At 70.8% G+C, this 25,178-nt stretch carries 21 protein-coding genes, 1 tRNA gene and 1 pseudogene; 12 read left to right on the forward strand and 11 right to left on the reverse strand.

The features are described from left to right. Window positions 1-15: 15 nt before the first annotated feature. From DVA86_RS02960 to DVA86_RS02970, 3 genes are all read right to left on the reverse strand, one after another. Window positions 16-810, reverse strand: a complete 795-nt coding sequence (locus DVA86_RS02960) for a phytanoyl-CoA dioxygenase family protein (protein ID WP_208875537.1) — start codon at window positions 808-810, stop codon at window positions 16-18. Between the two features lie 127 nt (window positions 811-937). Next, window positions 938-2,401: a protein kinase domain-containing protein gene (locus tag DVA86_RS02965; RefSeq protein ID WP_208875539.1), complete on the reverse strand. Its 1,464-nt coding sequence runs from the start codon at window positions 2,399-2,401 to the stop codon at window positions 938-940. A 353-nt stretch (window positions 2,402-2,754) separates the two neighbouring features. Next, window positions 2,755-3,291: a hypothetical protein gene (locus DVA86_RS02970; RefSeq protein WP_208875541.1), complete on the reverse strand. Its 537-nt coding sequence runs from the start codon at window positions 3,289-3,291 to the stop codon at window positions 2,755-2,757. Window positions 3,292-3,356: 65 nt separating this feature from the next. Between DVA86_RS02970 and DVA86_RS35120 the strand changes: the two are divergent. Then, window positions 3,357-3,546, forward strand: a pseudogene (locus DVA86_RS35120) (tyrosine-type recombinase/integrase); the annotation flags it as partial. Window positions 3,547-4,518: 972 nt separating this feature from the next. Here DVA86_RS35120 and DVA86_RS02975 read toward each other — a convergent pair. Then, on the reverse strand, window positions 4,519-4,755 hold the full coding sequence (locus DVA86_RS02975) for a hypothetical protein (protein ID WP_208875543.1): 237 nt from the start codon (window positions 4,753-4,755) through the stop codon (window positions 4,519-4,521). 249 nt (window positions 4,756-5,004) lie between these two features. Continuing rightward, window positions 5,005-5,078 (reverse strand) — tRNA-Gly (locus tag DVA86_RS02980). A 230-nt stretch (window positions 5,079-5,308) separates the two neighbouring features. On the opposite strand from DVA86_RS02980, the gene DVA86_RS35125 reads away from it, so the two are divergent. The 4 genes from DVA86_RS35125 (at window position 5,309) to DVA86_RS03000 (ending at window position 7,955) form a co-directional block, all read left to right on the forward strand. Then, entirely contained in the window at window positions 5,309-5,500 is a 192-nt protein-coding gene (locus DVA86_RS35125) for a hypothetical protein (RefSeq protein ID WP_208875544.1), read from the forward strand. Window positions 5,501-5,573: 73 nt separating this feature from the next. After that, complete coding sequence (dcd, locus tag DVA86_RS02990) at window positions 5,574-6,149, forward strand: dCTP deaminase (protein WP_208875545.1); 576 nt, start codon at window positions 5,574-5,576, stop codon at window positions 6,147-6,149. 37 nt (window positions 6,150-6,186) lie between these two features. Beyond that, window positions 6,187-6,684 (forward strand): phosphoribosyltransferase, encoded by a 498-nt coding sequence (locus tag DVA86_RS02995; protein WP_208875547.1) that lies wholly within the window; start codon window positions 6,187-6,189, stop codon window positions 6,682-6,684. A gap of 317 nt (window positions 6,685-7,001) precedes the next feature. Next, window positions 7,002-7,955, forward strand: coding sequence for a nitroreductase/quinone reductase family protein (locus DVA86_RS03000; protein WP_245996301.1), 954 nt, complete (start codon window positions 7,002-7,004; stop codon window positions 7,953-7,955). A gap of 67 nt (window positions 7,956-8,022) precedes the next feature. Here the strand turns inward: DVA86_RS03000 and DVA86_RS03005 are convergent, their stop codons facing one another. Next, complete coding sequence (locus tag DVA86_RS03005) at window positions 8,023-8,382, reverse strand: winged helix-turn-helix transcriptional regulator (protein ID WP_208875548.1); 360 nt, start codon at window positions 8,380-8,382, stop codon at window positions 8,023-8,025. 114 nt (window positions 8,383-8,496) lie between these two features. Here DVA86_RS03005 and DVA86_RS03010 point away from each other — a divergent pair, with 114 nt between their 5' ends. From DVA86_RS03010 to DVA86_RS03020, 3 genes are all read left to right on the forward strand, one after another. Next, entirely contained in the window at window positions 8,497-9,420 is a 924-nt protein-coding gene (locus DVA86_RS03010; protein WP_208875549.1) for an NAD(P)-dependent oxidoreductase, read from the forward strand. A gap of 129 nt (window positions 9,421-9,549) precedes the next feature. Beyond that, window positions 9,550-9,927: a nuclear transport factor 2 family protein gene (locus tag DVA86_RS03015; RefSeq protein ID WP_208884335.1), complete on the forward strand. Its 378-nt coding sequence runs from the start codon at window positions 9,550-9,552 to the stop codon at window positions 9,925-9,927. A gap of 165 nt (window positions 9,928-10,092) precedes the next feature. Next, the gene (locus DVA86_RS03020; RefSeq protein WP_208875551.1) at window positions 10,093-11,676 is read left to right on the forward strand and encodes a ricin-type beta-trefoil lectin domain protein; all 1,584 of its coding nucleotides are present in this window, start codon (window positions 10,093-10,095) and stop codon (window positions 11,674-11,676) included. 197 nt (window positions 11,677-11,873) lie between these two features. Here DVA86_RS03020 and DVA86_RS03025 read toward each other — a convergent pair whose 3' ends face one another. After that, window positions 11,874-12,869 (reverse strand): Yip1 family protein, encoded by a 996-nt coding sequence (locus DVA86_RS03025; RefSeq protein WP_208875553.1) that lies wholly within the window; start codon window positions 12,867-12,869, stop codon window positions 11,874-11,876. A gap of 478 nt (window positions 12,870-13,347) precedes the next feature. Here DVA86_RS03025 and DVA86_RS03030 point away from each other — a divergent pair, with 478 nt between their 5' ends. Next, on the forward strand, window positions 13,348-14,850 hold the full coding sequence (locus tag DVA86_RS03030; RefSeq protein WP_245996304.1) for a S41 family peptidase: 1,503 nt from the start codon (window positions 13,348-13,350) through the stop codon (window positions 14,848-14,850). 41 nt (window positions 14,851-14,891) lie between these two features. Here the strand turns inward: DVA86_RS03030 and DVA86_RS03035 are convergent, their stop codons facing one another. From DVA86_RS03035 to DVA86_RS03050, 4 genes are all read right to left on the reverse strand, one after another. Further along, window positions 14,892-16,349, reverse strand: a complete 1,458-nt coding sequence (locus DVA86_RS03035) for an MFS transporter (RefSeq protein ID WP_208875554.1) — start codon at window positions 16,347-16,349, stop codon at window positions 14,892-14,894. A 94-nt stretch (window positions 16,350-16,443) separates the two neighbouring features. Further along, the gene (locus DVA86_RS03040) at window positions 16,444-17,130 is read right to left on the reverse strand and encodes an ArsR/SmtB family transcription factor (protein WP_208875555.1); all 687 of its coding nucleotides are present in this window, start codon (window positions 17,128-17,130) and stop codon (window positions 16,444-16,446) included. 81 nt (window positions 17,131-17,211) lie between these two features. After that, window positions 17,212-18,381: a cation:proton antiporter gene (locus tag DVA86_RS03045; protein WP_208884337.1), complete on the reverse strand. Its 1,170-nt coding sequence runs from the start codon at window positions 18,379-18,381 to the stop codon at window positions 17,212-17,214. A gap of 268 nt (window positions 18,382-18,649) precedes the next feature. Beyond that, window positions 18,650-21,034 carry a (Fe-S)-binding protein gene (locus DVA86_RS03050; protein WP_208875556.1) on the reverse strand — a complete coding sequence of 795 codons (2,385 nt, stop codon included), beginning with the start codon at window positions 21,032-21,034 and terminating at the stop codon, window positions 18,650-18,652. Window positions 21,035-21,179: 145 nt separating this feature from the next. Between DVA86_RS03050 and DVA86_RS03055 the strand changes: the two genes are divergently transcribed. From DVA86_RS03055 to grpE, 3 genes are all read left to right on the forward strand, one after another. Then, a complete protein-coding gene (locus tag DVA86_RS03055) occupies window positions 21,180-22,352 on the forward strand; it encodes a PP2C family protein-serine/threonine phosphatase (protein ID WP_208875558.1) in 1,173 nt (390 codons plus the stop codon). Between the two features lie 157 nt (window positions 22,353-22,509). Further along, window positions 22,510-24,402, forward strand: coding sequence for a molecular chaperone DnaK (gene dnaK / locus DVA86_RS03060; RefSeq protein ID WP_208875560.1), 1,893 nt, complete (start codon window positions 22,510-22,512; stop codon window positions 24,400-24,402). After that, the gene (gene grpE / locus DVA86_RS03065) at window positions 24,399-25,127 is read left to right on the forward strand and encodes a nucleotide exchange factor GrpE (RefSeq protein WP_208875562.1); all 729 of its coding nucleotides are present in this window, start codon (window positions 24,399-24,401) and stop codon (window positions 25,125-25,127) included. Before dnaK ends, grpE begins: the two co-directional genes overlap by 4 nt. The last annotated feature ends 51 nt before the right edge of the window (window positions 25,128-25,178 follow it).

Consider the following 25,178-nt stretch of genomic DNA (forward strand, 5'->3'; position numbering starts at 1 on the left):
CGCCAGGCCCGGGCGTCAGCGCCCGGCGCCTCGGCGGATCGCGGTCTCCACAGGGGAGTGGTCACCATCGGGGCGTTCGAGGTTCGGTCCCTGCCCCGGACGGGGAAGCAGCGGGGGCTGCGCCATGAAGCGCGGTTCGGCGCCGCGGTGAGGCTGCGCGGCGTGTACGAGAAAGGGGTGACAGAGGTAGACGTCACCGGCCCGCCCCGTGGCCAGGTCAAGCGGCCGGTGCTCGGTGGCGGGCGCGGCACGCTGGGCGAGGTCCATGAACGACAGGCCGGCCTCTCGCTCGGGTTCGAGGAGGGCGGCGACGTCCAGGTGGGACCCGGTACGGATGCGGGTGGGCGCGTCGTCTTTCCCCACGTCGGACATGAGGAACAGCATGAGCAGCCACCGCCCTTGGGAAGCGACGTTCACCCGATAGGACATGAAGTCGGCGGGATCGTCTCCGGGGAAGCTCGCATCGACGTGCCACCCGTCGTCACCTGGCTCCGCGTCGCTGGGGAACCGTACCGGGAACGTACCGAGCCCACCGAGCGGCGCCCAGCGCCCCTCGCCCACGAGAACATCGAACGCGGCATGCAGCCGAGCCGAGTTGGCAGCGGCCCGGAAGGGCTCCTGCCCATAGGCACCGAGCCGCACCACGGGGGTCTTCCACGTCGCCGGATCGCCGGGCTCACCGTCGATGTCCCGCCACACGATTTCCCGGCACTCGGCCGCGAGCTCCCGCGAGAACGCCCCCTCCACACGGAGAAACCCCTTCTCCACGAACCCGGCCACATCGTCGTCGCTGATCACCGATTCACCCATGCCACCAGCGTGCTCCCACTGCGCCGCCCCCGCCCGACAATCCCCGCACGCTTCCTGTCAGGCCCCCGGCCCTGCCGTGGCCACCAGCACGAGCACGACATCATGATCACGGGTCACTGGTCACTGGTCACTTGACCTCAAGAACTTGTTTGTAGAGCTCGCGTGCTCGTTCGTGGTTCCCGGCGTCGCGTTCCACGTCGGCCCAGTACATGAGCACATCGGCCCTCTGCTTGGAGGGGCCGTCGGCCTCGATGGCCTGCTGGAGCAGCCTGCGGGCCTCCTCCAGGCCCCCGGCCCCCACCTCGATCACGGCCTGGTTCCACGACGCCGCCAGGACGATGCCCCATTGGCCGGTCTCGATGGCCCGTTTGAAGAGTTCGCGTGCCTCCTCCGCGTTCCCGGCGTCTCTCTCCAGCAGGCCCCAGCAGTTCAGCGCGTGGCCCTGGTGCCAGAGAGGGCCGGTCTCGACGGCCTGCTGGTAGAGCCTGCGGCCCTCGTCCGGGTTTCCGTCCTCCGTCTCGCGCCAGCCCAGGTCGACGAGGGCCCTGGCCGTCTGCTCGGGGGTGCCGCCGGCCTCGATGGCCTGCCGGAAGAGCCTGCGTGCCTCCTCTCCGTTCCCGGCGTCCCACTCCAGCAGGGCCAGGGCGTTGAGCGCGTCGACGTGCTGCGGGAGGCCTTCCCCTTCCGGCCCGGTCTCGGGGGAGCCGGTGTCGTCCGGCGTCGGAGGGGTGACATTGCGCTCGTCGATCACCGTGGTGAGGGTGGGCGGCAGCCAGGATGTCCCCAAGTCGTCCGGGGCGGGCACCTGGTCGAGGATCTGCGCCAGCGTCGGCCGCAGCGCAGCGTCCTTGGCCAGGCAGTCCGCGACCAGCGCGGCAAGGGCCGCGGGCAGCCCCGACAGGTTCGGATGCTCGTGCACCACCCGGTAGTTGACCGCGTGCGGGGCGCCTGCACCGAAGGGGAGGCGGCCGGTCGCCGCGTAGGCGAGCACGGCGCCGAGGGAGAACACGTCCGACGCGGGCCCGGCATGGTTGCCCAGGAGGTGCTCCGGGGCCATGAACCCGGACGTCCCGATGGTCATCCCGGTGCCGGTGAGCTGCGTGTCCTCGGCGGCCCGCGCGATGCCGAAATCGATCAGGCGGGGGCCGTCCGCCGCCAGCAGGACGTTCCCCGGCTTCAGGTCGCGGTGCACCATCTCGCAGTCGTGTACGGCCGCCAGCCCTTCCGCGAGCCCTGCGGTCAGCAGTCCCAGCGCGCGTTCCGGCAGGGGGCCGTGCTGGTCTACGGCGTCCTGCAGCGAGGGGCCGGGAATGTAGGCGGTGGCCAGCCACGGGGGGTCCGCCGCCGGATCGGCGTCCACCACGTGTGCGGTGTAGAAGCCGCCGACCCGCCGGGCGGCCGTCACCTCGCGGGCGAACCGCCGCCGGAAACCGGCGTCCAGGGCGAGCTCCGGCCGTACCACCTTCACCGCCACCAGCCGGCCGCCACGGGAACGGCCCAGGAACACGCGCCCCATCCCGCCCCCGCCCAGCCGCTTCAGCAACCGGTACGGCCCGACCTCCCGCGGATCCCCGGCCTGCAAACCCTCCACGCTGCCTCCTACCCAGGACGTCACAACCGCCCTGCCAGTTCTGGTTCCTCAAGCCGCAGACGGGGCCGCCTTCAACAGCCGTACCGGTGCTCCGCACGCGCCGTCCCGTCCCGTCCCCGAGGGGTGCGCCGACGCGTTGGACGTCGGGTGCGGCGCCGCGCGCGAGTAACACGCTCTGACACCGCGCTGCGGGTGACCTCGACTACCCGCCGTTGACCGTGGTTGTCCGACCCTCGGGTACGGCACGGGCACGTTTGGACGCGACTGCTGGATGAGTTCGGTTGCTGCGGCTCACCGTTCGCAGACGAGTAAGTGTGAAGACTTCGGGTCGAGAGCGTTCGTGCTCGGGACTCCTACGCGCCCCGCTGCGGTTCGAACTCTGCGGTGAAGTCCTCCCAGAGCCCGCCGATGTCCTCGTGGAGGCCGTCGACATGGCGGCCGGTGTGTTCACCGGTCGGTGTGGATTCCACCAGGCACCAGCCGGGAAGTTCGCCGCGAAGCTTCAGGGGCGGGTATCCGTCGGGATCCTCCGGATCGTGGTCGACGAAGTCGGAGTCCGCCAGCCGATAGGCAAGATCGAAGGCGGTCGCATGGGCGACTCGGCTGGCGAAAAGTGCCAGAGTCTGTGGCTCGATACCCGCAGCCTCGAACTGCGCCAGCTCGTCGGGGCTCTGCGGATCGGCGAGCAACTGGTCTACGGCGCCGGGCTGTTCCCACCGTGCGACCGCCTGCCGTACGCCGCGCAGGAACAGGAAACGGGCCAGCTGCGGAATGTTCTCGTCCACTTCGGAGTCGGCCCAGCCCGCCGGGTCCGCCGCGCCCAGAGCCGTGAAGACCTGGATCAGGTGGGCACGGCGCTTCTCAGGGTCCTGATGTGTGTCACCAGTCATGGGCGCAGCATGCCAGAGCCGTGGGGCAACCCTCCGGAGTCCCACTGGCGCACACAAACTCGCCAACGGCGGCCGATGACGAGTTGATCCGTCGCAGCCCGTCTCGGAGCAGAGGCGCCGGGAAGGAATCCGCGCCTTGAACGGCCCATCGCCGCCTACGGCCCGGCGCGTCCCGAGGAGTAGACGGAGTTGCGGCGGCGGAACGTCGATCTGGAAACGGTCGGGGTTCGGGTGCGGCGTGCGGCACCTGAGCTGGGGCCTGAAACGGTCTGGGCGACAAAGAACCCCTGGGTCCATGACCCGGGGGTCTGTGGTGGAGCGGGCGACGGAAATCGAACCCGCGCTATAAGCTTGGGAATCACCGTGTTGATTGGGCCAGTTGGGCCGCTGAGCTGCTCGGATGCACCGGTCACCTCGGCCATCCTCTGTCACCGTTGGCCACCTTTGCAGGGCCCAGAGACGGCCCGGGCCATGTCAGCTCGGCGTCGGCTGCTTCGCAAGGCGCTCTCGCCCGGGGAGTGTCTTCTCGCCTGAGTCTTACCGGCGATCTCTGGCACCTGCATGAACAGACGTCGAGGTGACTGACACGGCCTCGGCCCAACGGGCACAATGTTTAGGAGGGGGTGACCTGCCGTGAGCTTCTACGTAGGGTTGGGCCTGGTATTCCTGGCGTTTTTGGCGTGGGTCCTAGCTGTGGGTGTCCGGCGGGACCGTCGGCGGGCTGGGCTCGGTGACAATGGCAGGCGCAGTCAAGAGAAGGCGGTCCTCGACGCCCGCAACGCGCGAAGAGAGATGCGGGTTCAGAAGCGTTTTGATGACGGCGGGATCACGCGGTCGCTGCGCGACAGAGACTGACAGGCCCACGTGAAGCGGAAACCGGGTCGACTTCCCAAGGTCGGTGGAGCGGCTCACCCCATGGTGGCTGTCTAGAGCCGTGGAGCCGACCGCCCCGGCCCCCGTCGGCCTTCTTCTCAGCACAGGTGATTGCTGTGGTCGCGCGACCGGCGTAGCCGGGGGCGGAGCGGGGCGGAGACAGGAGCGTCGCCCCCGGCGGCGAGCCGGGGAGCGCGCGGTGAGCGGAGCGAGCCCTTGAAGTCGTAAGGAAGGTTGTTACTCAGCGCGCGTGCCCGGCGGGCTCTCGTGATGTGAAGTGCTGGGTGCAGGGCGGAAGTTGTGTCGTCTGGCGGTGCAGCAGGGTCAGGAAGAGTGCGGGGTGGGTTGTCCAGGTCAGGGCTGTTGCTTGGTGGGTGATGGTGAGGGTCTGGGGGTGGCCGGCGCGTAGGTTGCGTACGGCTTGGGCTTGGCCGTCGGTGGCCCAGTGCTGGGCTTGGCGGTGGGCTCGTCGAGTTCGGTGGTGAGCATCATGAGGCTTGTGCGGGTCCAGCGCGCGGCTTGGTGGGGGCTGTAGGCGTCGAAGGTGCCGATGCGCTTGCCGTTGGCGGTGGGTTCAAGCCCGTCACTCACCGGCCTGTTCAATCCTGCGGCTGCCCGTGCTCGCACACGCCCGCGTGCCTGCTCGCGGGTTACGGTCCCCGGCGAGCCTCGGGGTCATAGGTGCGCTGCTCCTGGGCGGCATCGTTCTTGCTGTGGCCTTGGCTGCCGTCGCCGTCGTGGTCAGCTCCGCGGCCGTGGCAGTCGTCGTACTGCGCGCCTTGCTCCGCTAGAAGGCCCACACAACGAGCAAGGCCCAGGTCTGCGACCTGGACCCTCGGGTGGAGCGGGCGACGGGAATCGAACCCGCGCTATAAGCTTGGGAAGCTCATGTTCTACCATTAAACTACGCCCGCGAAGAGCGGCTCCTGGAGCCCTCTCATCGCGGGACACTGTACCTCATCACGGACCCCCGGCGCACAGGCCGAGGGGTCTTTGTGCTGTTCGGGGCGTGGGCGGGGCATGAGTGCGGGGGCTTTGGGTAACGAGGGCAGGGCGTACCGTGGGGCGGAGTGCCGGTGCGGGAGTTGGGCGGTTTATCCCTTAGCGTGGCTTTTGTCGTCCACGTACTTGGGGAGAGGAAACGATGGAGTCCACCGTCGTCCGCTGTGCCGAAGGGCACGAGTTCAGCACCTCGACGTTCCCGATGCAGAACCTCGGCGCCGACCGGATCGGTCCGGGCCGGCTGCTGCGGTGTCCGCGTTGTGCGCGTCTGCGGCAGGCGGTGCCCGTTCCTCCAGCGCCCCGGAGCGGGCAGCCCGCGGAGACGGAGCGCTGAGCGCCGAGCGCGTACGCCCGCGCGGGCCCGGTCCGATTGGGCCGGGCCCGCGTCGTGCGCGTAGTCTCAGCCCGTGCTTCTCTCTGACAAGGACATCCGGACCGAGATCGACAAGGGCCGGGTGCGGATCGAGCCCTACGATCCGGCCATGGTGCAGCCGTCCAGCATCGATGTGCGGCTGGACCGGTACTTCCGGGTGTTCGAGAACCACCGCTACCCGCACATCGACCCCGCCGTCGAGCAGCCCGACCTGACGCGGCCGATCGAGCCGCAGGGGGACGAGCCGTTCATCCTGCACCCCGGTGAGTTCGTGCTGGCGTCGACGTACGAGGTGGTCAGCCTGCCGGAGGACATCGCGTCCCGGCTGGAGGGCAAGTCGAGCCTGGGGCGGCTGGGCCTGCTGACGCACTCCACCGCGGGCTTCATCGACCCCGGCTTCTCCGGCCACGTCACGCTGGAGCTGTCGAACGTGGCGACGCTGCCGATGAAGCTGTGGCCGGGGATGAAGATCGGCCAGCTGTGCATGTTCCGGCTGTCGTCGCCCGCCGAGTACCCGTACGGTTCCGCCCGCTACGGCTCCCGCTACCAGGACCAGCGCGGACCGACGCCCTCCCGCTCGTACCTGAACTTCCACCGTACGCAGATCTGACACCTAGGGCCGGGACCGAGCGATGAGTGACGAGCGGATGAGTGACGAGCGCGAGAACCTGACGTATCCGCTCTTCGGGCAGGCCGTGCGCGAGCTGGCGCAGAGCGTGGCGAACGACGGCTTCGAGCCGGACATCATCCTCTCCATCGCGCGCGGCGGGCTGTTCGTCGCGGGCGGTCTCGGCTACGCGCTGGACGTGAAGAACCTGCACGTCGTGAACGTCGAGTTCTACACGGGTGTGGGCGCCACCCTGCAGATGCCCGTCATGCTGCCGCCCGTGCCCAACGTGGTCGACCTGAGCCAGAAGAAGGTGCTGGTCGCGGACGACGTGGCGGACACCGGCCGGACGCTTAAGCTCGTGCACGACTTCTGCGCCGAGCACGTCGCCGAGGTGCGTACGGCGGTGATCTACGAGAAGCCGCACTCGCAGGTCAACTGCGAGTACGTGTGGAAGCGGACGGACCAGTGGATCAACTTCCCGTGGTCCGTGGAACCGCCCGTCGTACGCCGCCACGGTCAGGTGCTCGACGCCTGACGCCTGACGCCTGCGGGGCTGGGCCGGGCGGGGCGCGCGTTGACACGTGCGGGCGCCGGTGGCTGTAATGAGCGCGTGCCGCGTGGCGCCGACCAGAGAGCAGTGGGCAGGTTGGTGGCCGGGCGAGCACCTGTCGCTGAAGGAACGTGCGATGAGTACACACTCCGCAGGCAGCGCCTGACGTAAACGGGCGCGTCACGCCGCGCCGTTCGCCTTCACCATCACCATCACCTTCCCATCGTCGTGCCGCCGTCGTGCGCGCTGCGTGCCGCGAGCCGCGAGCGGGCGCGTACGGCTGCTCTGGAGAGCCCACACCCATGAACAAGCCCATGTCCGAGTCCATCCCCACGCCCACCTCTGCCCTGTCGTTCAACCAGTCCGTCATCGACGAGTTCCGCGCCAACGGGGGCAGGGTCGGCGGCCCGTTCGCCGGCGGCGACCTGCTCCTGCTGACCACCACCGGCGCCCGGTCCGGTACGGAACACACCGTGCCGCTCGGCTGCGTACGCCGGGACGGACTGCTGCTGGTCGTCGCGTCCGACATGGGCGCCGACCAGCACCCCGCCTGGTACCACAACCTGCTCGCCCGCCCGCTGGTGCGGGTGGAGACCGGGGACGAGGAGTACGAGGCGATCGCGGTGCCCGCCGAAGGCGCGCGCCGGGACCGGCTGTTCGAGCACGCCGTACGGGCCGACTCCTGTTACGCGGGCTACCAGGCCCGTACGGACCGGAAGCTGCCCGTCGTCGTACTCGAATCCGCCCAGCCGCAGGCCACCGACGATCCCCAGGAGCAGGACGCCGAGGTCACCACCCTCGGCGGCAAGCTACTCGAGGTGCACCGCTGGCTGCGTGCGCAGCTGCGCCACGTACGGGCGGAGGCCGACGCGCACTTCGCCGCTCGCGACGCACACCAGGGCCCCGGCGAACCGCCCGCGCCGGGCCTCGGTCTGCAGCTGCGGCAGCACTGCCTCGCGTTCTGCCAGACGCTCCAGTTCCACCACACGAGCGAGGACGGGCACGTCTTCCCTGCCCTCGCGCGCTACCACCCCCAACTGCGTGACGCTCTTGAACGGTTGAGCAGCGAGCACCGTACGGTCACCCGCATCCAGGACGGACTGCTCGCCCTGCTGGCCGATGTGAGCACGGCCGACCCCGACCGCTTCCGTGCCGAACTGGCCCGGATGTCAGCGGAGTTGGGCGCCCATCTCGACTACGAGGAGGAGGCACTGCTGCCCGCACTCGCCGAGATCCCCTGGCCGCCCGGCCGCTGAGCTGGCCCGGCCGCTCGCCGAGCCCTCGCGCTCGCTGAGCCGCACGGCCGGTGGCCAGCCGACTGGATCAGGCCGCCGGCCCTGCGGGCCCGTCCGAGGCGCGGCCGAGAACGTGCTCCCGCCCCCACGCGCCGAGCGGCGCCAGCGCGTCGTTGAGCGAGACGCCCAGCGGCGTCAGCTCGTACTGGACGCGGGGCGGCACCTCGTCGTGCACCTCCCGGTGGACGATGCCGTCCGCCTCCAGCTCGCGCAGCTGGGCGGTGAGCACCTTCTCGGTCACGCCGTGCAGCTCGCGGCGCAGCTCACCGAAGCGGAAGGGGTGCTCGTTCAGGGCCCAGAGGATGAGCACCTTCCACTTGCCGCCGACGACGTCCATCGCCGCGTCGACGCCGCATATGTACGACCCCGGTCTCCGCACCGTCGCCATGGCCCGCCCCTCCCACCTGCTCGCTTTCCTCCGGGTAAGCACCCACTCCGAAGTGCGTACTTGATCACTTCCGAAGCTGCCACAAGCCTAGACGGCATGACTGACAAACCCGTTATGACCAGCCAGACCGCCGAGACCGCCGAGATCAGCGCCCCTGCCGAGGGTGCGGACGGGACCAAGCCCGCGCTCTCCTTCCTTGGGCTCGGCGCCCTCGGCACGGCGTTCGCCCGCGCCTGGCTCGCCGCCGGATATCCCCTCACCGTCTGGAACCGCACCGCCGCCCGCGCCGAACCGCTCGCCGCCGAGGGCGCGCGGGTGGCCCGTACGGCCGCCGAAGCCGTGGCCGCCGCCGACCTCGTGGTCGTCTGCCTGCTCGACGACGCCTCCGTCGGCGACGTCCTGGCGGACGCCGACCTCGCGGGCAAGGACCTGGTCAACCTGACCACCGGCACCCCCGCCCAGGGCCGCGCCCGCGCGGAGTGGGCGGCCGCGCGCGGGGCGCGCTTCCTGGACGGCGGGGTGATGGCGGTGCCGCCGATGGTCGGCGACCCGGACTCCGGCGGATACGTCTTCTACAGCGGCTCCCGCGACCTCTTCGAGGCGCACGCGCGCACGCTCGCCGTACCGGCGGGCACGAAGTACGTGGGTACGGACGCGGGTCACGCCGCCCTGCACGACGTGGCGCTGCTGAGCGCGATGAACGGGATGTTCGCGGGGGTCGCGCACGCGTTCGCGCTCGTACGCAAGGAGGACATCGCGCCGCGGGAGTTCGCGGGGCTGCTGGCCGGGTGGTTGAACGCGATGGCGCCGTTCGTGCACCGGGTCGCCGAGCAGTTGGAGCTCGGCGACTACACGGAGGGCGTCGTCTCGAACCTCGCGATGCAGGTCGCGGGCAACGCAACACTGCTGCGTACGGCCGAGGAACAGGGCGTCAGCAGCGAGCTGTTGGCGCCGTACATGGAGCTGATGGAGCGCCGCCTCGCGGACGGGCACGGTGACGAGGACGGGACGGGCGTGATCGATCTGCTCGCGCGCTGAACGCTCTCTCACCGGGGCGGTCATCGCCCGTTGTCGCCCATCGTCGCCTATCGTCGCCGGTTGTCGCTGGTCAGCGGCTCGCCGGGCCCGTTGTCAGTGGCGCGTGCCACGCTTGCGTCCATGGAGCCGATGGAACCGTTGAAGGTGGTCGAAGCCCTGTGGCAGCGCATCGAGGCGCGCGACTGGGCGGGCGCGGGTGAACTGCTCGCGGAGGACGCCGTGGTGGAGTGGCCGGTCACCGCGGAGCGGATAGTCGGCCGGGCGAACTTCCTCGCGGTGAACAGCGAATACCCGGAGGGCTGGGAGATACGGGTGCGCCGGATCGTCGCGGACGGGGTCACGGTGGTCTCCGAAGTCGACGTGCCGCACGTCGAGTTCGGGATGTTCCACGCGGCGTCGTTCTGGACGGTGCGGGACGGGGTGGTGGTGCGTGCTCGTGAGTTCTGGACGAGTCCGGGTGCGGAGGCGGCGCCGGCGTGGCGCGCACCGTACGTAGAGCCGATGTAAGCAGGGGCGGGCGGCGCGGCGCCGTACGGTCTCCGGCGGGCCCGACGAGGGTCCGACGGGGACCGTCGGCAACGAGCCAACCCCTCCAAAGGGCTTCCCACCCCTGCTACTTGCGAGTAAACACCGCGGGTAACAGTAGAGGCCCGCCACGAGGGGAGACACCCCATGGCACGTGCGAGACCTGTCGCGGCGACAGCGACGGCGTTGGTGATGGCATTAGGTGGCGCTGGACTGGGCGCCGGGCTGGCAGCGGCACCCGGCGCGGCCGCGGCCGACGTACGGGCAGACCGCCCGGAGGTACGGCAGGCGGACGTACGGCAGGCGGAGGCGCGGCAGACCGCGGTCGCGCCGCTTCCGGCCGAGTTGGAGAAGGTCAGGGCAGCGGAGGCCGAGAAGCTGTACGGAGACCCCGGGCAGCGGACCATGGACGAGCGCAAGACGTCGCTGATCTCCCTCGGGGACAGCGAGATCTCGGGCGAAGGCGTCGGCACGTACGAGCCCGGCACGAACGGGCCGGACAACTGGTGCCACCGTTCGCCGGACGCCGCGATCCACCGGACGGGCATCGAGGCGGAGGTGACGTTCAACGTCGCCTGCTCCGGGGCGAACACGGAGAACATCAGGATCGGCGGCACTCCGCAGTACGCCGATGAGCTGGTGCAGAGCGACAGCCTGGCGATCCACGCGCGCAACACCCGGCTGAAGCAGATCGTGCTGGTCGCCGGGGCAAACGACGACCTGCAGTTCGGGCCGGTGATGACGGACTGCGTGGTGCGCTGGTTCACATTCCAGGGGCCGTGCGAGCCGAAGTACGCACCGGGCTGGCAGGGCCGGGTGGACGGCCTCGTGCCGAAGGTGACCCAGACGGTGAACGACCTCAGGACGGTGATGCGGGACGCGGGCTACGCCGACAGCGACTACCAGCTGGTCGTCATGGGCTACCCGAGCCCGATCGGCCCGGATATCGAGGATAATCCGAACTATCCGGGCAAGCTGCCGGGTGGCTGCACCGGGTACACGAGCGACTCCCAATTCGCCCGGGACAGCGCCGTGCCCGCCTTCCAGCGGGGCATACGGACCGTGGCCCAGCAGACGGGCGCGACGTACCTGGACGTCTCCCGCCTCTTCCACGGGCACGAGGTGTGCATGGAGAACACGTGGGCGCGCGGGCTGTACATCGACCTGTCCAACCCCTTCCCGCCGGACTCCAATTCGGTACGGCAGTCCTTCCACCCCAACGTGCGCGGGCACGGCGCGTTCGCTGAATGCCTGACGCGAATACACGCGTCCCAGGCGCGCGAGGCGTCCTGCGCCGACCCCTCGGGGAAGGGGCAGCCGCAGCTCTACGAGCTCGCCTGGGACGACGTTTTCCAGCCACTCCACAACGCGGGTACGGGCACGTGCGTGGACGCGGACGGCGCCGCCAGCCGCAACGGCACGGCCGTCCGCGGCTGGGCCTGTCAGCAGGAGCGGAACCAGAGTTGGTGGCACGACGGGGAGAGCGGCCAGCTCTACACCGCGCTGACGCACGACCGCTGCGTCGACGTGCCCCGCGGCTCCTACGAGCCTGGCACCGAGTTGGTGCTCTGGAACTGCCACGGCGGCGAGAACCAGCGCTTCGTACGGGACGCGGGCTCCGGCACGGTGCGGCCTGCGGCCGCGCCCGGTCTGTGCCTCGCCCTGTCCGGGGCGGAGGAGCCGGTACGGCTCGCCGCGTGTGACGGCTCGAACAGCCAGCGGTTCGCGTAGCGAAACAGCCCGTCCGGCGTTTGAGGACGGCCCTCGGCCACGGTGGGTCGCGCCCGGCGCTCATCGGCCAGGGGCTCCGGACCGGTGCCGCGGCGTGGTCGCTGCGATTCGTCCTCAATCGCCGGACGGGCTTGATGTGGTCGACTGGCCGGTCCGGTTGCGCGCCGGGCGGGCTGGAGAGAGGGCCCGGCTCCGCGTTACAGCGTGCCGAGCTTTACCAGGGCGAGGAGCATGATCAGCTGGATCGCCGACGCCCCCAGCGCCTTCGGCCACGGCAGGTCGTGCGAGCGGCTGACCATCGAGGTGAACAGCGCGCCCGCCGCCAGCCAGGTCCCCCAGCCGAGCACCTGTACCAGCGACGCCGTGCCGCCGAAGAACATCGCGACGAGGAGGCGCGGGGCGTCGCTGACCGACATGATCAGCATCGAGAGGCCGATCGTCGGCGCCCAGGTCCCGTTGCCGCCGAACTGCCGCGCCAGCGTGTGCGTGACCGCGCCCAGCATCAGGCCCATGATCACCATCGCGACGCCGGTGCCGATCACGTACTGGAGCGCGCTGGTCAGCGTGGCGTTGAGGACGTCGTCGCGGGTCTCGTCCAGGCCGAAGACGGCGAGGAGGCCGTAGAGGAACGTGACGATGAGCGCAGGCCCCCACACGGGGTAGTCGCGCATCTGCCAGAACGTGGCGTTGGGCCGCAGGACGATGCCCCGCAGCAGGTCCTTCCAGTGCAGCCGCGGCCCGGCGGGCGGTGCCTGGCCGGCGGTGTACATGCTGCCGTCGGAGTAGCCGTCGTCCGGGTAGCCGTCGCCCTGGGCGTACGGGTCGTGGACGCTGAACGACTGTGTGTGACCCGGGTTGTTGGCGTACGGGTCGTGGCCGGCGCCCTGCGTGGGGCCGTACGGATCACCGAAGTACTCGGGCTCGCCTTGCCTGCCACCGCCGCCCGCCGGCGGCCACTGCTGCCCGTACGGCGCCCCCGGCCCCGGTCCGCCGGCTCCGCCTGGCGCGCCCTGCCCCGGTCCGGGGCCGTACGGCGGCCGGGGTGCCCCCTGCCCGTACTGACCCGGCCCGGGGCGCGGGCCGCCCGCGCCGCCCGGGGGCGGGCCCTGCGGAGGGGCGCCCTGCGGGGGATGCTGCCGCTGCTGCTGCGCGTTCCGGGAGTCCCGGCCGCGTCCGATCCTGAATCCAGCCACTCATCGAACGTACCGCGTTCGGCGGGCTCGGGAGTCATGCCGACGGGGAATGGCCGGGCATCGCCGCTGACCTGTGACATCCCCTAGGGGAGCACGGTGGGGTTGGCCCTACCCCGTGGGTGTTGACAGGTGGTGTGCCGCGCCCTTGCGCACCCTGATCCGCCCCCTCGGAGCGCTCCCCGGCGCCAGCGTATGCGGCGCGGTGCGCGCCGCCGCACGAGCCGCCACCCGCGCCGTACGAGCCCCGCCGTACGAACCGCCGCCCCCGCCGCATGAGCCCCGCCGCACGAGCCGCCCGCGCCGTACGAGCCCTCGCCGTACGTGCGCGCGCCTCGGGGGGTTAACCCCACCCCGTATGCGCCGGTGAGCGGGATGTCCCGGGCCGACCGCCGCGGCCGAGCATGGTGCCCGGCCGCGCGCACCGGACGCGGGGCCGGGCACGCGATGGACCGCGCGAGGACCGAGGGAAGGCGTGATCATGTTGTTCAGGAGGCCTGCCGTCGTCGCGGGTGGTGTGCTGCTGGCCCTCTCGGGCGGCGCTCTGCTCCCCGCCGCGATGGCCGCCGGCTCCGGCGAACTCCCGGCGGAGCGCCCGGAGTCGCGCACACCGCCGGGCGCGAAGGTGGACGCAGACGCGGACGCGGACTCGCGCCCGGAACCGGGCCCGGAACCGGAGGGCGTCTGGCGTACGGACGGCTACGGCTCGCTCCTGGCCATCAAGGACGGCGTGCTCCGCAAGTACCAGACCACGTCGGTCAGTTGCCTCAAAGGGGAGACGGCGAAGCGATCGGGCCAGGACGCCGGCTCGACCACGTACACCGCACCCGACGGCCGCGGCATGACCGTACGCGCGCGTACGGCCACCTCCCACCGTGCCCGGCTGCACGTCGACGGTTCGCCCGGCCACCAGAACATGCAGCGCGTACGGGCTCTGCCCGCCGACTGCACACGTGAGGCGCCCGCCGACCCGGTGGCGACGTTCGACGTGTTCTGGCAGACGTTCCAGGAGAACTACCCTTTCTTCGCGGCCAAGGGCGTCGACTGGCAGGCGGCACGCGACCGTTACCGCCCGGCCGTCGACGCGGGCACCACCGACGACGAACTCTTCGCCGTCTTCCGCAAGATGCTGGAGCCGCTGAACGACGCGCATGTCAGCCTCACCGACGGCGCCGACCGCTTCTTCGGCGAGACCCGCCCCGGCACGACGATGCCGTCCGAGGCGCTGGACACGAAGGTGAAGAAGTACGTGAAGGAACGGGACCTGGACGGCGCGGAGTTGGAGGAGCACGCCAACGGCCGGATCAGCTACGCCGACCTGCCCGGCGGCCAGGGCTATCTGCGGGTCTCGGGCTTCATCGGCTACTCCGACGGCGAGCACCCCGACGGCCGCTACGCCGCCGAACAGGCCGCTCTCGACAAGGCCCTCGACGACATCCTCACCGCCGACCGCACCGCACGCCTGCGCGGCCTGATCGTCGACCTCCGCGTGAACGGCGGCGGCGCCGACGCCCTCGGCCTCCGGCTCGCGTCGCGGCTCACCGACCGTACGCATTTCGCGTACGGCAAGCGCGCCCGCAACCACCCGGAGGACCCGGAGCGCTTCACGCCGGAGCAGCCGCAGTACGTCAAGCCGGCGCGGGGCGTGCCGCGTTACGCGGGGCCGGTCGCGGTGCTGACGGGCGGTTCGACGGTCAGCGCGGGCGAGTCCTTCACGCAGGCACTGCTGGACCGGCCGGGGCGTACGGTCCGGATCGGCGAGCCGACGCAGGGCGTCTTCTCGGACGTACTGGACCGGGCGCTGCCCAACGGCTGGGAGGTCGGCCTGCCGAACGAGGAGTTCCGCACCCGCGACGGCCGTACGTTCGACGGGCCCGGGATTCCGCCCGACCTGGCGGAACCGGTGTTCACGGAGGAGGAGTTCGAGCAGCGCCGCGACTCCGCGTTCGACCGCGCGGTCAGCACGCTGCCGGGCGGCTCCTGAACGACGGCAACCCTCAACCGCTGCCGCCGGGTGCCAGGGGGTCACTCGGAGCCGGCCGCAGCTCTCCGTATTCGTTCCGGCTCCGGTTCCGGCTCCGGTTCCGGCTCGGGTTCCGGCTCGGGTTCCGGTTCCGGCTCCGGTACGGAGTCCGCGGGAGGCCGGCTGCCCTTGCCGCGGAGCCGGTCCATCTCCCGCCACTCCGGGCGGAGTCCGGTCAGGTTCGTGGTGAGGAAGTACGCCGCCCCGCCCGCCACCAGCACCGGCACCAGCCCGAACGAGGCCACCGCCGCACCCGCGAGCAGCCCGCCCAGCGGGATGCCGGACCAGGCCAGCGAGTCGCCCAGAGCGTGTACGCGGCCCAGCAGCGGTCGCGGTACGCGCTCGAACGAGATGGCACCGAGGATGGGGTTGAGGAATCCGGAGCCGAAGCCGCTGACGGCGAACACCGCGAGCACCGCCCACAGCGGCGCGTCCGCCGCGAGGATCAGGAACCGCGGCGCCCCGGCGAGCAGGAACCCGGCGAAGAACACCACCCGGCGCCGCATCCGGTGCGCCACGGCCGCGGCGATCAGGCTCCCGACGACCGCCGTCACGCCCATCACGCTGCCGGTCAGGCCGATGGCACCGGGACCGTTCCCGGACTCCTTCGCCCAAACGGGCAGCAGCACGGCCATGAACGCCGCGTCCAGCAGATTGGTGATCCCGACCATGACGATGATCGTGAGCAGCAGCGGTTCGCGGCGCAGGAAGGCGAAGCCCTCGCCGAAGCGGCGCCAGTAGCCGGGCGCGGACGCGGTACGGCCGTTCGCTTCGTCTTCCGGTCCGTCCGGTTCGGCCTCCGCTTCGGCGCGGACTTCGCGTTCCGCACCGGAACCGTCGGGCGTACGGGAGACGGGGCCGTCCGGCGTACGGCCGCCCATCCCGCGCGGTTGCAGCAGCGCGATGATCACCGACCCGAGCCCGAAGCACACCGCGCTGACCGCCACGCCCGCGACCGGCCCGGCCAGGGCCACCAGCGAACCGCCCGCCGCGGGGCCGGCGGTGGAGGCGAGCCGTTCGGTGACGCCGGACAGGCCGGTGGCGCGTTCCAGCCGTACGTGGGCGTGTTCGGCCGCCTCGGGGATCACGACCTCCTTGGCCAGATCGCCCGGCCCGCGTGCCGCGCCGATCACGGCCACGAGGCCGAGCAGCGGTCCGAACGAGAGCAGCCCGGCGGTGTGCAGCAGCGGCACCGCGGCGGCGGCGCAGGCGCTGACCGTGTCCGTCGTCCACGAGACGCGGCGCGGCCCCACCCGGTCGACCAGCGGCCCGCTGAACGCCTTGACCAGCACGTACGGGGCCATCTCGGCGAAGGCGACGAGCCCGGTGCGGGTGGGGCTGCCGGTGCTGACCAGCACGAACCACGGCAGCGCGATCGCCGAGATCCGCGTGCCGGTCAGGGCCACCGCCATCGCGGCGAGCAGGGCCGTCAGCGGACGCAGCCGCCGTACGGCGGACATCCGGCCGAGCCCCGGACCGCCGAGCCCCGGACCCGCCCGACCCTGACCGCCCCGACCCTGACCGCCCCGCCCCGGACCGCCGCTCACCGCGCGGTCACCGGTCCCGTTCCACGTCCAGCTCGGGCAGGATCTGCAAGACAAGCGTGACCCGTTCGGCGCCCGCCGGGTCCGCCTCGGCGGTGCCGTTCTCCGGGCCGGGGCTGGGGTCGCGCCGGTAGCGGTCGGCGACCGCGTGCAGCTCGCGCTGCAGGGCCGCGGCCTCGTCGGCGGTCAGCAGCAGCGGCCAGCTGCTCATGTCGAAGCTCTCGCGCCAGGGACGGGGCATCGTCTGGAGCTCGTTCAGCGCCCGCTGGGCGCGCAGGGTGTCGGTGGCCGCGACGGACGACAGGTACGCGAGCGTGGCTTCCGGCTCCTGCTCGATCAGGTCGACGCTGTCGAGGCGGGTCAACTGGTGCACCGAACGCCACCAGCGCTCCCGCGCGTTCCCGCGCTCGGTGTCCTCCTCGACGAAGCCCGCGGCATCGAGCTGGCGCAGGTGGTAGCTGGCCGTCCCGGAGTTGACGCCGAGCCGTTCGGCGAGCCGGGTGGCGGTGGACGGCCCGTACTTCCGCAGCAGCCCGACGAGCTGCACGCGCACGGGGTGGGCCAGCGCGCGCAGCCCTTTGGCGTCCAGTACGACGGAGGCTTCGCCGCCGGCGCCGGGGGCTTCCGTACGGTTCGGTGCGCCGTCGTACGGCGTCTCACGCTGCTCAGGCTGCTCAGGCTGCTGCTCGTCGCTCATGCCCGCAGACTAGACGCCGAAGACTCCTTCGCAAAGAGTTCTTCGCAAACATCTCTCCGCAAAGAAGCCTTTGCGATCACCTCACCCCGCCGCCGCGACCGCCTTCCGACGCCGCCCCACATCCGGCAGGACCCGCGCCAGCCAGTGCGAACGGCCCGCCGCCAGCGGTGCGAGGACGGCGAGGACCAGCACGTAGCCCGCGATGAACGGGCCGAGGCGGCGGTCCAGACCCGCGTTGGCCGACATGGTGGCGAGGATGAGCGCGAACTCGCCGCGTGCCAGCAGCGTCGTCGCCACGTTCGCGGCCGGTCCGCGCCCGAAGCCGTAGATGCGGGCGGCGAACAGCGCGGCGAGCACGTTCATGGCGATCGTGACCGCTGCGGCGATCAGCACCGGCCACACCACCAGCGGCAGGTCGCCGGGGTCGATGGACAGCCCGAACGCGAAGAAGAAGATCGCCCCGAACGCGTCCCGCAACGGGTGCACCAGCTCCCTGATGCGACCGCCCGAGGTCGTGTTGCCGAGCATCAGGCCCACCATGAACGCCCCGATGGCGTCCGCGACCCCGAACTCCTCCGCGATCCCCGCGACCAGTACGACGGCTCCGAGGAACGAGATCACCAGCAGTTCGTCGTCCTTCGTCGCGATCAGCCGCCCGATGAGCCGGGTGCCCCAGCGTGCCGCGACGGCCAGCACCAGCAGGAAGCCGAACGCCTTCGCTGCCTGCCCGGCGGCCGAGGCCATGCTGTCGGCGCCGGAGATGACGGGCTGCAGCGCGGCGAGGTACAGCGCCAGGAAGATGTCCTCGACGACGATGATGCCGAGGATCGGCCGTGACTCCGGGTTGCCGATGCGGCCGAGGTCGACGAGCACCTTGGTGACGATCGCCGAGGACGAGATGCCCAGGACGCCCGCGAGGACGAGCGCCTCGGACAGGCCCCAGCCGAGCGCGAGCCCGAAGCCGAATCCGGCGGTCACGTTGAGCGCGAGGTACGCGCCGCCGGCGAGCGCCATCTTCCGCCCGCCGGTCTTGAGGTCCTCCACGTGGAATTCGAGGCCGAGGTAGAAGAGCAGCAGCACCAGGCCCAGCGCGGAGAGCATCTCGAGCTGGTGCGGGTCGTCGACCAGGACGTAGCCGGGGGTGTGCGGGCCGAGCAGCATGCCGGCGAGGATGAACAGGGGGATCGTCGGCAGCCCTATGCGGCTGCCGAGGCGGGCGAGGACGGCGGCGGCGACGAAGGCGCCGCCCATGGCGAGCAGGGTGTCGGCGTGTCCCATGCCGTCACTTTCCGCGGGGCGGGCGTACGGGGACGGGCGGCAGCAAGCGGATAGCTCCTCCTGGGGCGTCCGTAGAGTCAAGTGAAGGTCAAGGAATGGCCAATGGTTACTTTACCAAACGATTTGACCTGCATCTTTGGCCGCGACGGACCCTAGCCATGGCAAAGGCCGGCCCGGCGCCACGGCGCGCGGACCGGCCTCCGGCCTCAGCTTTACGTCTTTACGTCCTGGAGGTCCCGCCCTACTTCCCGGGCTGCGCGGGCTCGGCGGGCTCGGACTCCGGTACGTCCGACGCGCCCGAGCCGCCCGACGCGTCCGCCCCGTCCGCCTCGGCGTCCTCCTCCGCCGGCCCGTCAGGCGTGCGTACGGAGTCCAGCAGCAGCTGGGCCACGTCCACGACCTGGAGGCTCTCCTTGGCCTGCTCGGCGTTCTTCTTGCCGTTGACGGAGTCGGTCAGCATCACGAGGCAGAACGGGCACGCCGTGGACACGATGTCCGGGTTGAGGGACAGCGCCTCGTCCACGCGCTCGTTGTTGATGCGCTTGCCGATCCGCTCCTCCATCCACATCCGCGCGCCGCCGGCGCCGCAGCAGAAGCCGCGCTCCTTGTGCCGGTGCATCTCCTCGTTGCGGAGGCCCGGCACGCGGCCGATGATCTCGCGCGGCGGCGTGTAGACCTTGTTGTGCCGGCCCAGGTAGCACGGGTCGTGGTACGTGATCAGGCCCTCGACCGGCGTGACCGGCACCAGCTTGCCCTCGTCGATGAGGCGCTGGAGCAGCTGCGTGTGGTGTACGACCTCGAAGTGGCCGCCGAGCTGCGGGTACTCGTTGGCGATCGTGTTGAAGCAGTGCGGGCAGGTCGCGACGATCTTCTTCTTCGCGGCGGGCACGGTGACGCCCTCGTCCGCGCCCGCGGCGGAGCCGCTGTCAGACGCTTCGCCGAACGCCGCGTTCAGCGTCGCCACGTTCTCCTCGCCGAGCTGCTGGAACAGGAACTCGTTGCCGAGCCGCCGCGCCGAGTCGCCCGTGCACTTCTCGTCGCCGCCCATGATCGCGAACGAGACGCCCGCGATGTGCAGCAGCTCCGCGAACGCCTTGGTGGTCTTCTTCGCCCGGTCCTCGAGCGCGCCCGCGCAGCCGACCCAGTACAGGTACTCGACCTCGGTCAGGTCCTCCACGGTCTTGCCGACGACCGGGATCTCGATGCCGGTCTCCTTCTCCAGCTCCTTCGTCCACTCCAGCCGCTGCTTCTTGGCCAGGCCCCAGGGGTTGCCCTTCTTCTCCAGGTTCTTGAGCATCGTCCCGGCCTCGCTCGGGAAGGCGCTCTCGATCATCACCTGGTAGCGGCGCATGTCGACGATGTGGTCGACGTGCTCGATGTCCACCGGGCACTGCTCGACGCAGGCGCCGCAGGTGGTGCAGGACCACAGCACGTCCGGGTCGATGACGCCGCCGAGGTCGCCGGGCCCTGCGTCGTACGCGCCGACCAGCGGCCGTTCGGCCTCCGCGAGCGCGCTCGCGGGCACGTCCTTCAGCTGTTCCTCGGTCGCCTTCTCCCGGCCCTCCGCGTCCTTGCCGCCGCCGGCGAGCAGGTACGGGGCCTTGGCGTGCGCGTGGTCGCGCAGCGACATGATCAGGAGCTTGGGCGAGAGCGGCTTGCCCGTGTTCCAGGCCGGGCACTGCGACTGGCAGCGGCCGCACTCCGTACAGGTGGAGAAGTCGAGCAGGCCCTTCCACGAGAAGTGTTCGACCTGCGAGACGCCGAACTGCGTCTCCTCGCCGCCCTCTTCGTCGAAGACCGTCTCGAAGTCGATGGCTTTGCCGCCCGAGGTCATCGGCTGGAGCTCGCCCAGCGCCGTACCGCCCCTGGCCTCCCGCTTGAACCAGATGTTCGGGAACGCGAGGAAGCGGTGCCAGGCCACGCCCATGTTGGTGTTGAGGCCGACGACGATCATCCAGATGAAGGACGTGCTGATCTTGATCAGTGCGACCAGGTAGACCGTGTTCTGCAGCGCGCTCACGCTCATCCCGTCGAAGAGCGCGACGAGCGGGTACGAGAGGAAGTACGCCGCCTCGTACTCCGTCACGTGGTGCAGCGCGCCCTCCAGGCCGCGCAGCGTGATGATGCAGACGCCGATGATCAGGATGACGGCCTCGACGAAGTACGCCTGGCCCGTCTTGGAGCCGGTGAAACGGGACTTGCGGCCGGCCCGCGCGGGGTTGCTCAGCTGCCGGATCACGATGAGCGTCAGGATGCCCACGGCCGTCATCACGCCGATGAACTCGATGAACATCTCGTACGGCGTGAACGAGCCGAGCACCGGCAGCACCCAGTCCGCCTGGAACAGCTGCCCGAACGCGTTGACGAGTGTCAGCACCAGCGTCAGGAAGCCGACGGCGACGAACCAGTGCGCGAAGCCGACGATGCCCCAGCGGTTCATCCGCGTATGGCCGAGGAACTCGCGGACCAGGGTGAGAGTGCGCTGCGCCGGTTCGTCCGTACGTGTGCCCGCGGGGACGGGCTGGCCCAGTTTCACGGCGCGGTAGATCTGGGCGATGGCACGCGCGAACAGCGCGGTGCCGACCACGGCAAGCACCAGCGAAACGACGATCGCGGCGAGTTGCATGGGGGCTCCTCGGACCTGCGGGCGAGCTGTTTACTAAGCAGTAACTTATTCGGTTCGTACGAGACTACCCACTATCGCAGTGCCGCTGTACCCGGCTGTGCGGTGATCTGCGTCGCGGGAGGAGCTGGGATACCGTTTCTCCACGATGTATGGCATACGCGGCGAAACGGGCAAGGAGTCCGCGGTCGAGGACGAGCGCCACGAGCTCGTCTCGCAGGTGCTTCCCTGGGTGCTGATCATCGCCGTCGCGACGGTCGAACTGATCCGCGACCACACCGACGTCAGGATGATCGGGGTCGGCTCGCTCGCCACCCCGGCCCCCGCGCTCGCCGCCATCGGCGGGCGCCCGCGCACGGTGCTGATGGTGTCGGTGGCGGCGGTCGCGGTCACGGCGTACGTGGCCATCGACCGGCATCTGACCGCGGTGGGCGCCGTCTTGCTGGTGAGCGCCACGAGCGTCTACGCGAGCGTCGTGCGCCGGCGCGGCGCGGCCCGGCTCAGCCAGGTGCAGCGCGTCGCCGAGACGGCCCAGCTGGCCCTGCTGCGTCGCATGCCGCGCCGGGTGGGCGAACTGCGGCTGGCGGCGCGGTACGTCGCGGCCGAGACGGAGGCGCGGATCGGCGGCGACCTGTACGAGGCGGTCGTACGGCCCCGTGACACGCGTCTGATCATCGGCGACGTGCGCGGCAAGGGGCTGCCCGCGATCCGTACGTCCGCCGCGGTGCTCGGCGCCTTCCGGGAGGCCGCGCAGTACGAGCCCACCCTGTCCCGGATCGCGACGCGCTGCTCGGAGGCCGTGGCCCGACTGGACGAGGGGGCCGGGGAGGAGTCCGACGGGCAGCGGGAGACCGGCGGGCGGGAGGCGTACGGCGAGGGGGAGGCGGATCCGGAGGGCGCGGAGCACTTCGTGACCGCCGTCGTCGTGGAGATCGAAGGGCCGGTGCTCCGCATGGTCAACCTCGGCCATCCGCCGCCGCTCCTGCTGACCGCGGACGGTACCCGCTTCGTGCAGGTGCCGGAACCGGTCCCGCCGCTGGGGCTGGCGCACCAGCACTTCGACGACTTTCCCGTCCGTGTGCAAGCCTGGCAGCCGGGGGACCGGCTGCTCCTCTACACGGACGGCATCGAGGAGGCGCGGGACGCCGACGGGCGGTTCTTCCCGCTCGTACGGCGTGTGGACGCGCTGCGCGACGAGCCCACTCCGGCTCTGCCGGACGCGCTGCTCGGGGCGGTGAGCGAGCACGCGGGGGGACGGCTGCGGGACGACGCGGCGATCGTCGTGGTCGAGTGGAGTCCGGACGGGGTTCACGAGCCGTAGGGCGCACTGCGGCACGCCTCTGAGCTGCACGGATGCCGGGCTGCCAGTAAAGACGGCATAAGACTTGAGTGAGCCTGACTCAGGTCATTTGACTTGCGCTGTCCGCTCGTGCAGTCTTGAGCCAGATCCACTCAAGGCTCAGTTGGAGGAAACCGAAATGGCACGTGCGGTCGGCATCGACCTGGGTACGACGAACTCCGTCGTCAGTGTTCTCGAAGGCGGTGAGCCCACCGTCATCACCAACGCCGAGGGCGCCAGGACCACGCCGTCCGTCGTCGCCTTCGCCAAGAACGGCGAGGTGCTGGTCGGCGAGGTGGCCAAGCGCCAGGCGGTCACGAACGTGGACCGGACCGTCCGGTCGGTCAAGCGCCACATGGGCACCGACTGGAAGATCAACCTGGACGGCAAGGACTTCAACCCGCAGCAGATGAGCGCCTTCGTGCTGCAGAAGCTGAAGCGGGACGCGGAGGCGTACCTGGGCGAGAAGGTGGCCGACGCGGTCATCACGGTCCCGGCGTACTTCAACGACCACGAGCGGCAGGCCACCAAGGAGGCCGGCGAGATCGCGGGCCTCAACGTGCTGCGGATCGTCAACGAGCCGACGGCCGCGGCCCTGGCGTACGGGCTGGAGAAGGAAGACCAGACCATCCTCGTCTTCGACCTGGGCGGTGGCACCTTCGACGTCTCGCTGCTGGAGATCGGCGACGGCGTCGTCGAGGTGAAGGCCACCAACGGTGACAACCAGCTCGGCGGTGACGACTGGGACCAGCGCGTCGTCGACCACCTGGTGAAGCAGTTCCAGTCCGGCCACGGCGTGGACCTGGGCAAGGACAAGATGGCGCTCCAGCGGCTGCGCGAGGCCGCGGAGAAGGCGAAGATCGAGCTGTCCAGCTCGACCGAGACCGGCATCAACCTGCCGTACATCACCGCGTCCGCCGAGGGCCCGCTGCACCTGGACGAGAAGCTGACCCGGGCGCAGTTCCAGCAGCTGACGCAGGACCTGCTCGAGCGCTGCAAGACCCCCTTCCACAACGTGATCAAGGACGCCGGCATCCAGCTGTCCGAGATCGACCACGTGGTCCTGGTCGGCGGCTCGACCCGGATGCCCGCGGTGGCCGAGCTGGTCAAGGAGCTGACCGCCGGCAAGGAAGCCAACAAGAGCGTGAACCCGGACGAGGTCGTCGCCATCGGCGCCTCGCTGCAGGCCGGCGTGCTCAAGGGCGAGGTCAAGGACGTCCTGCTGCTCGACGTCACCCCGCTGTCCCTCGGCATCGAGACCAAGGGCGGCATCATGACGAAGCTGATCGAGCGGAACACGACGATTCCGACGAAGCGCTCGGAGATCTTCACGACGGCGGAGGACAACCAGCCGTCGGTGCAGATCCAGGTGTACCAGGGCGAGCGCGAGATCGCGGCGTACAACAAGAAGCTCGGGATGTTCGAGCTGACCGGGCTGCCCCCGGCGCCGCGCGGCGTGCCGCAGATCGAGGTCACCTTCGACATCGACGCGAACGGCATCATGCACGTCGCCGCGAAGGACCTCGGCACCGGCAAGGAGCAGAAGATGACCGTCACCGGCGGCTCCGCGCTGCCGAAGGACGACATCGAGCGCATGATGCGGGACGCCGAGCAGTACGCCGACGAGGACTCCAAGCGCCGCGAGGCCGCGGAGACCCGCAACCAGGCGGAGCAGCTCGTCTACACGACGGAGAAGTTCCTCAAGGACAACGACGAGAAGGTCCCGGCGGACGTCAAGTCCGAGGTCGAGACCGCGCTGGCGGACCTCAAGGAGAAGCTCAAGGGCGGCGAGACCGCCGAGGGCGAGGACACCGCGGCGATCCGCGAGGCGTCCGAGAAGGTCGCCGCCACCAGCCAGAAGCTGGGCCAGGCGCTGTACGCCGACGCCCAGGCCGCGCAGGCGGCCGGCGGCCCCGAGGGCGCGCAGGCCGGTGCCGGCGAGGCCGGTGCGGCCGGTGCCCCCGGCGCTGAAGAGGACGTCGTGGACGCCGAGATCGTGGACGACGACAAGCCGAAGGACGGTGCAGCGTGACGGAGGAGACTCCGGGCTTCCAGCAGGAGCCCGAGGTCCCCGCCGAGACCGCACAGGAAGTGCCTGATGACGCGGCGGAGGCCGCCGGGACCGCCCCCTCCGGGGAGGCGGGACCGGCCGGTCCGCGGCAGGGATCGGACGGGGACGGCACGGAAGGCGGCCAGAACCGGCTCGCCGAGGACGTGGCGCTGACCGCTCAGCTGGACCAGACCCGCACCGCTCTGCACGAGCGCACGCAGGACCTCCAGCGGCTCCAGGCGGAGTTCCAGAACTACCGCCGCCGGGTCGAGCGGGACCGCGTCGCCGTCAAGGAGGTCGCCGTCGCGAACCTCCTTACGGAGCTGCTGCCCGTGCTCGACGACATCGGCCGCGCGCGTGACCACGGCGAACTGGTCGGCGGCTTCAAGTCGGTGGCCGAGTCGCTGGAGATGGTCGCGGCGAAGATGGGCCTCATGCAGTTCGGCAAGGAGGGCGAGCCCTTCGACCCGATGGTGCACGAGGCGCTGATGCACTCGTACTCGCCGGATGTCACGGAGACGACGTGCGTGCAGATCCTGCAGCCGGGGTATCGCATCGGCGAGCGGACGATCCGCCCCGCGCGGGTCGGCGTAGCGGAGCCCCAGCCGGGGGCGCAGCCCGCGCAGTCCGCCCAGTCCACGTCGCCTTCGGGCGACGAGGGGGAGCCGGTGGACGACGAGGACAGTGGTGACCCGGACGAGGGCTGAAACGCCGATCGGATGACCGACCAGATGGCTGAACGGGAGGAGGGACGTCGA

The sequence above is a fragment of the Streptomyces armeniacus genome, from assembly GCF_003355155.1.
In the GTDB taxonomy this organism is placed as follows: Bacteria; Actinomycetota; Actinomycetes; order Streptomycetales; family Streptomycetaceae; genus Streptomyces; species Streptomyces armeniacus.

Coding starts and splice junctions, on each gene's coding strand:
- DVA86_RS02960 (WP_208875537.1), bottom strand. CDS start 810: ATGGGTGAATCGGTGATCAGCGACGACGATGTGGCCGGGTTCGTGGAG.
- DVA86_RS02970 (WP_208875541.1), bottom strand. CDS start 3,291: ATGACTGGTGACACACATCAGGACCCTGAGAAGCGCCGTGCCCACCTG.
- DVA86_RS35125 (WP_208875544.1), top strand. CDS start 5,309: ATGGAGTCCACCGTCGTCCGCTGTGCCGAAGGGCACGAGTTCAGCACC.
- DVA86_RS02995 (WP_208875547.1), top strand. CDS start 6,187: ATGAGTGACGAGCGCGAGAACCTGACGTATCCGCTCTTCGGGCAGGCC.
- DVA86_RS03000 (WP_245996301.1), top strand. CDS start 7,002: ATGAACAAGCCCATGTCCGAGTCCATCCCCACGCCCACCTCTGCCCTG.
- DVA86_RS03005 (WP_208875548.1), bottom strand. CDS start 8,382: ATGGCGACGGTGCGGAGACCGGGGTCGTACATATGCGGCGTCGACGCG.
- DVA86_RS03010 (WP_208875549.1), top strand. CDS start 8,497: ATGACCAGCCAGACCGCCGAGACCGCCGAGATCAGCGCCCCTGCCGAG.
- DVA86_RS03015 (WP_208884335.1), top strand. CDS start 9,550: ATGGAACCGTTGAAGGTGGTCGAAGCCCTGTGGCAGCGCATCGAGGCG.
- DVA86_RS03020 (WP_208875551.1), top strand. CDS start 10,093: ATGGCACGTGCGAGACCTGTCGCGGCGACAGCGACGGCGTTGGTGATG.
- DVA86_RS03030 (WP_245996304.1), top strand. CDS start 13,348: ATGTTGTTCAGGAGGCCTGCCGTCGTCGCGGGTGGTGTGCTGCTGGCC.
- DVA86_RS03035 (WP_208875554.1), bottom strand. CDS start 16,349: ATGTCCGCCGTACGGCGGCTGCGTCCGCTGACGGCCCTGCTCGCCGCG.
- DVA86_RS03040 (WP_208875555.1), bottom strand. CDS start 17,130: ATGAGCGACGAGCAGCAGCCTGAGCAGCCTGAGCAGCGTGAGACGCCG.
- DVA86_RS03045 (WP_208884337.1), bottom strand. CDS start 18,381: ATGGGCGGCGCCTTCGTCGCCGCCGCCGTCCTCGCCCGCCTCGGCAGC.
- DVA86_RS03050 (WP_208875556.1), bottom strand. CDS start 21,034: ATGCAACTCGCCGCGATCGTCGTTTCGCTGGTGCTTGCCGTGGTCGGC.
- DVA86_RS03055 (WP_208875558.1), top strand. CDS start 21,180: ATGTATGGCATACGCGGCGAAACGGGCAAGGAGTCCGCGGTCGAGGAC.
- dnaK (WP_208875560.1), top strand. CDS start 22,510: ATGGCACGTGCGGTCGGCATCGACCTGGGTACGACGAACTCCGTCGTC.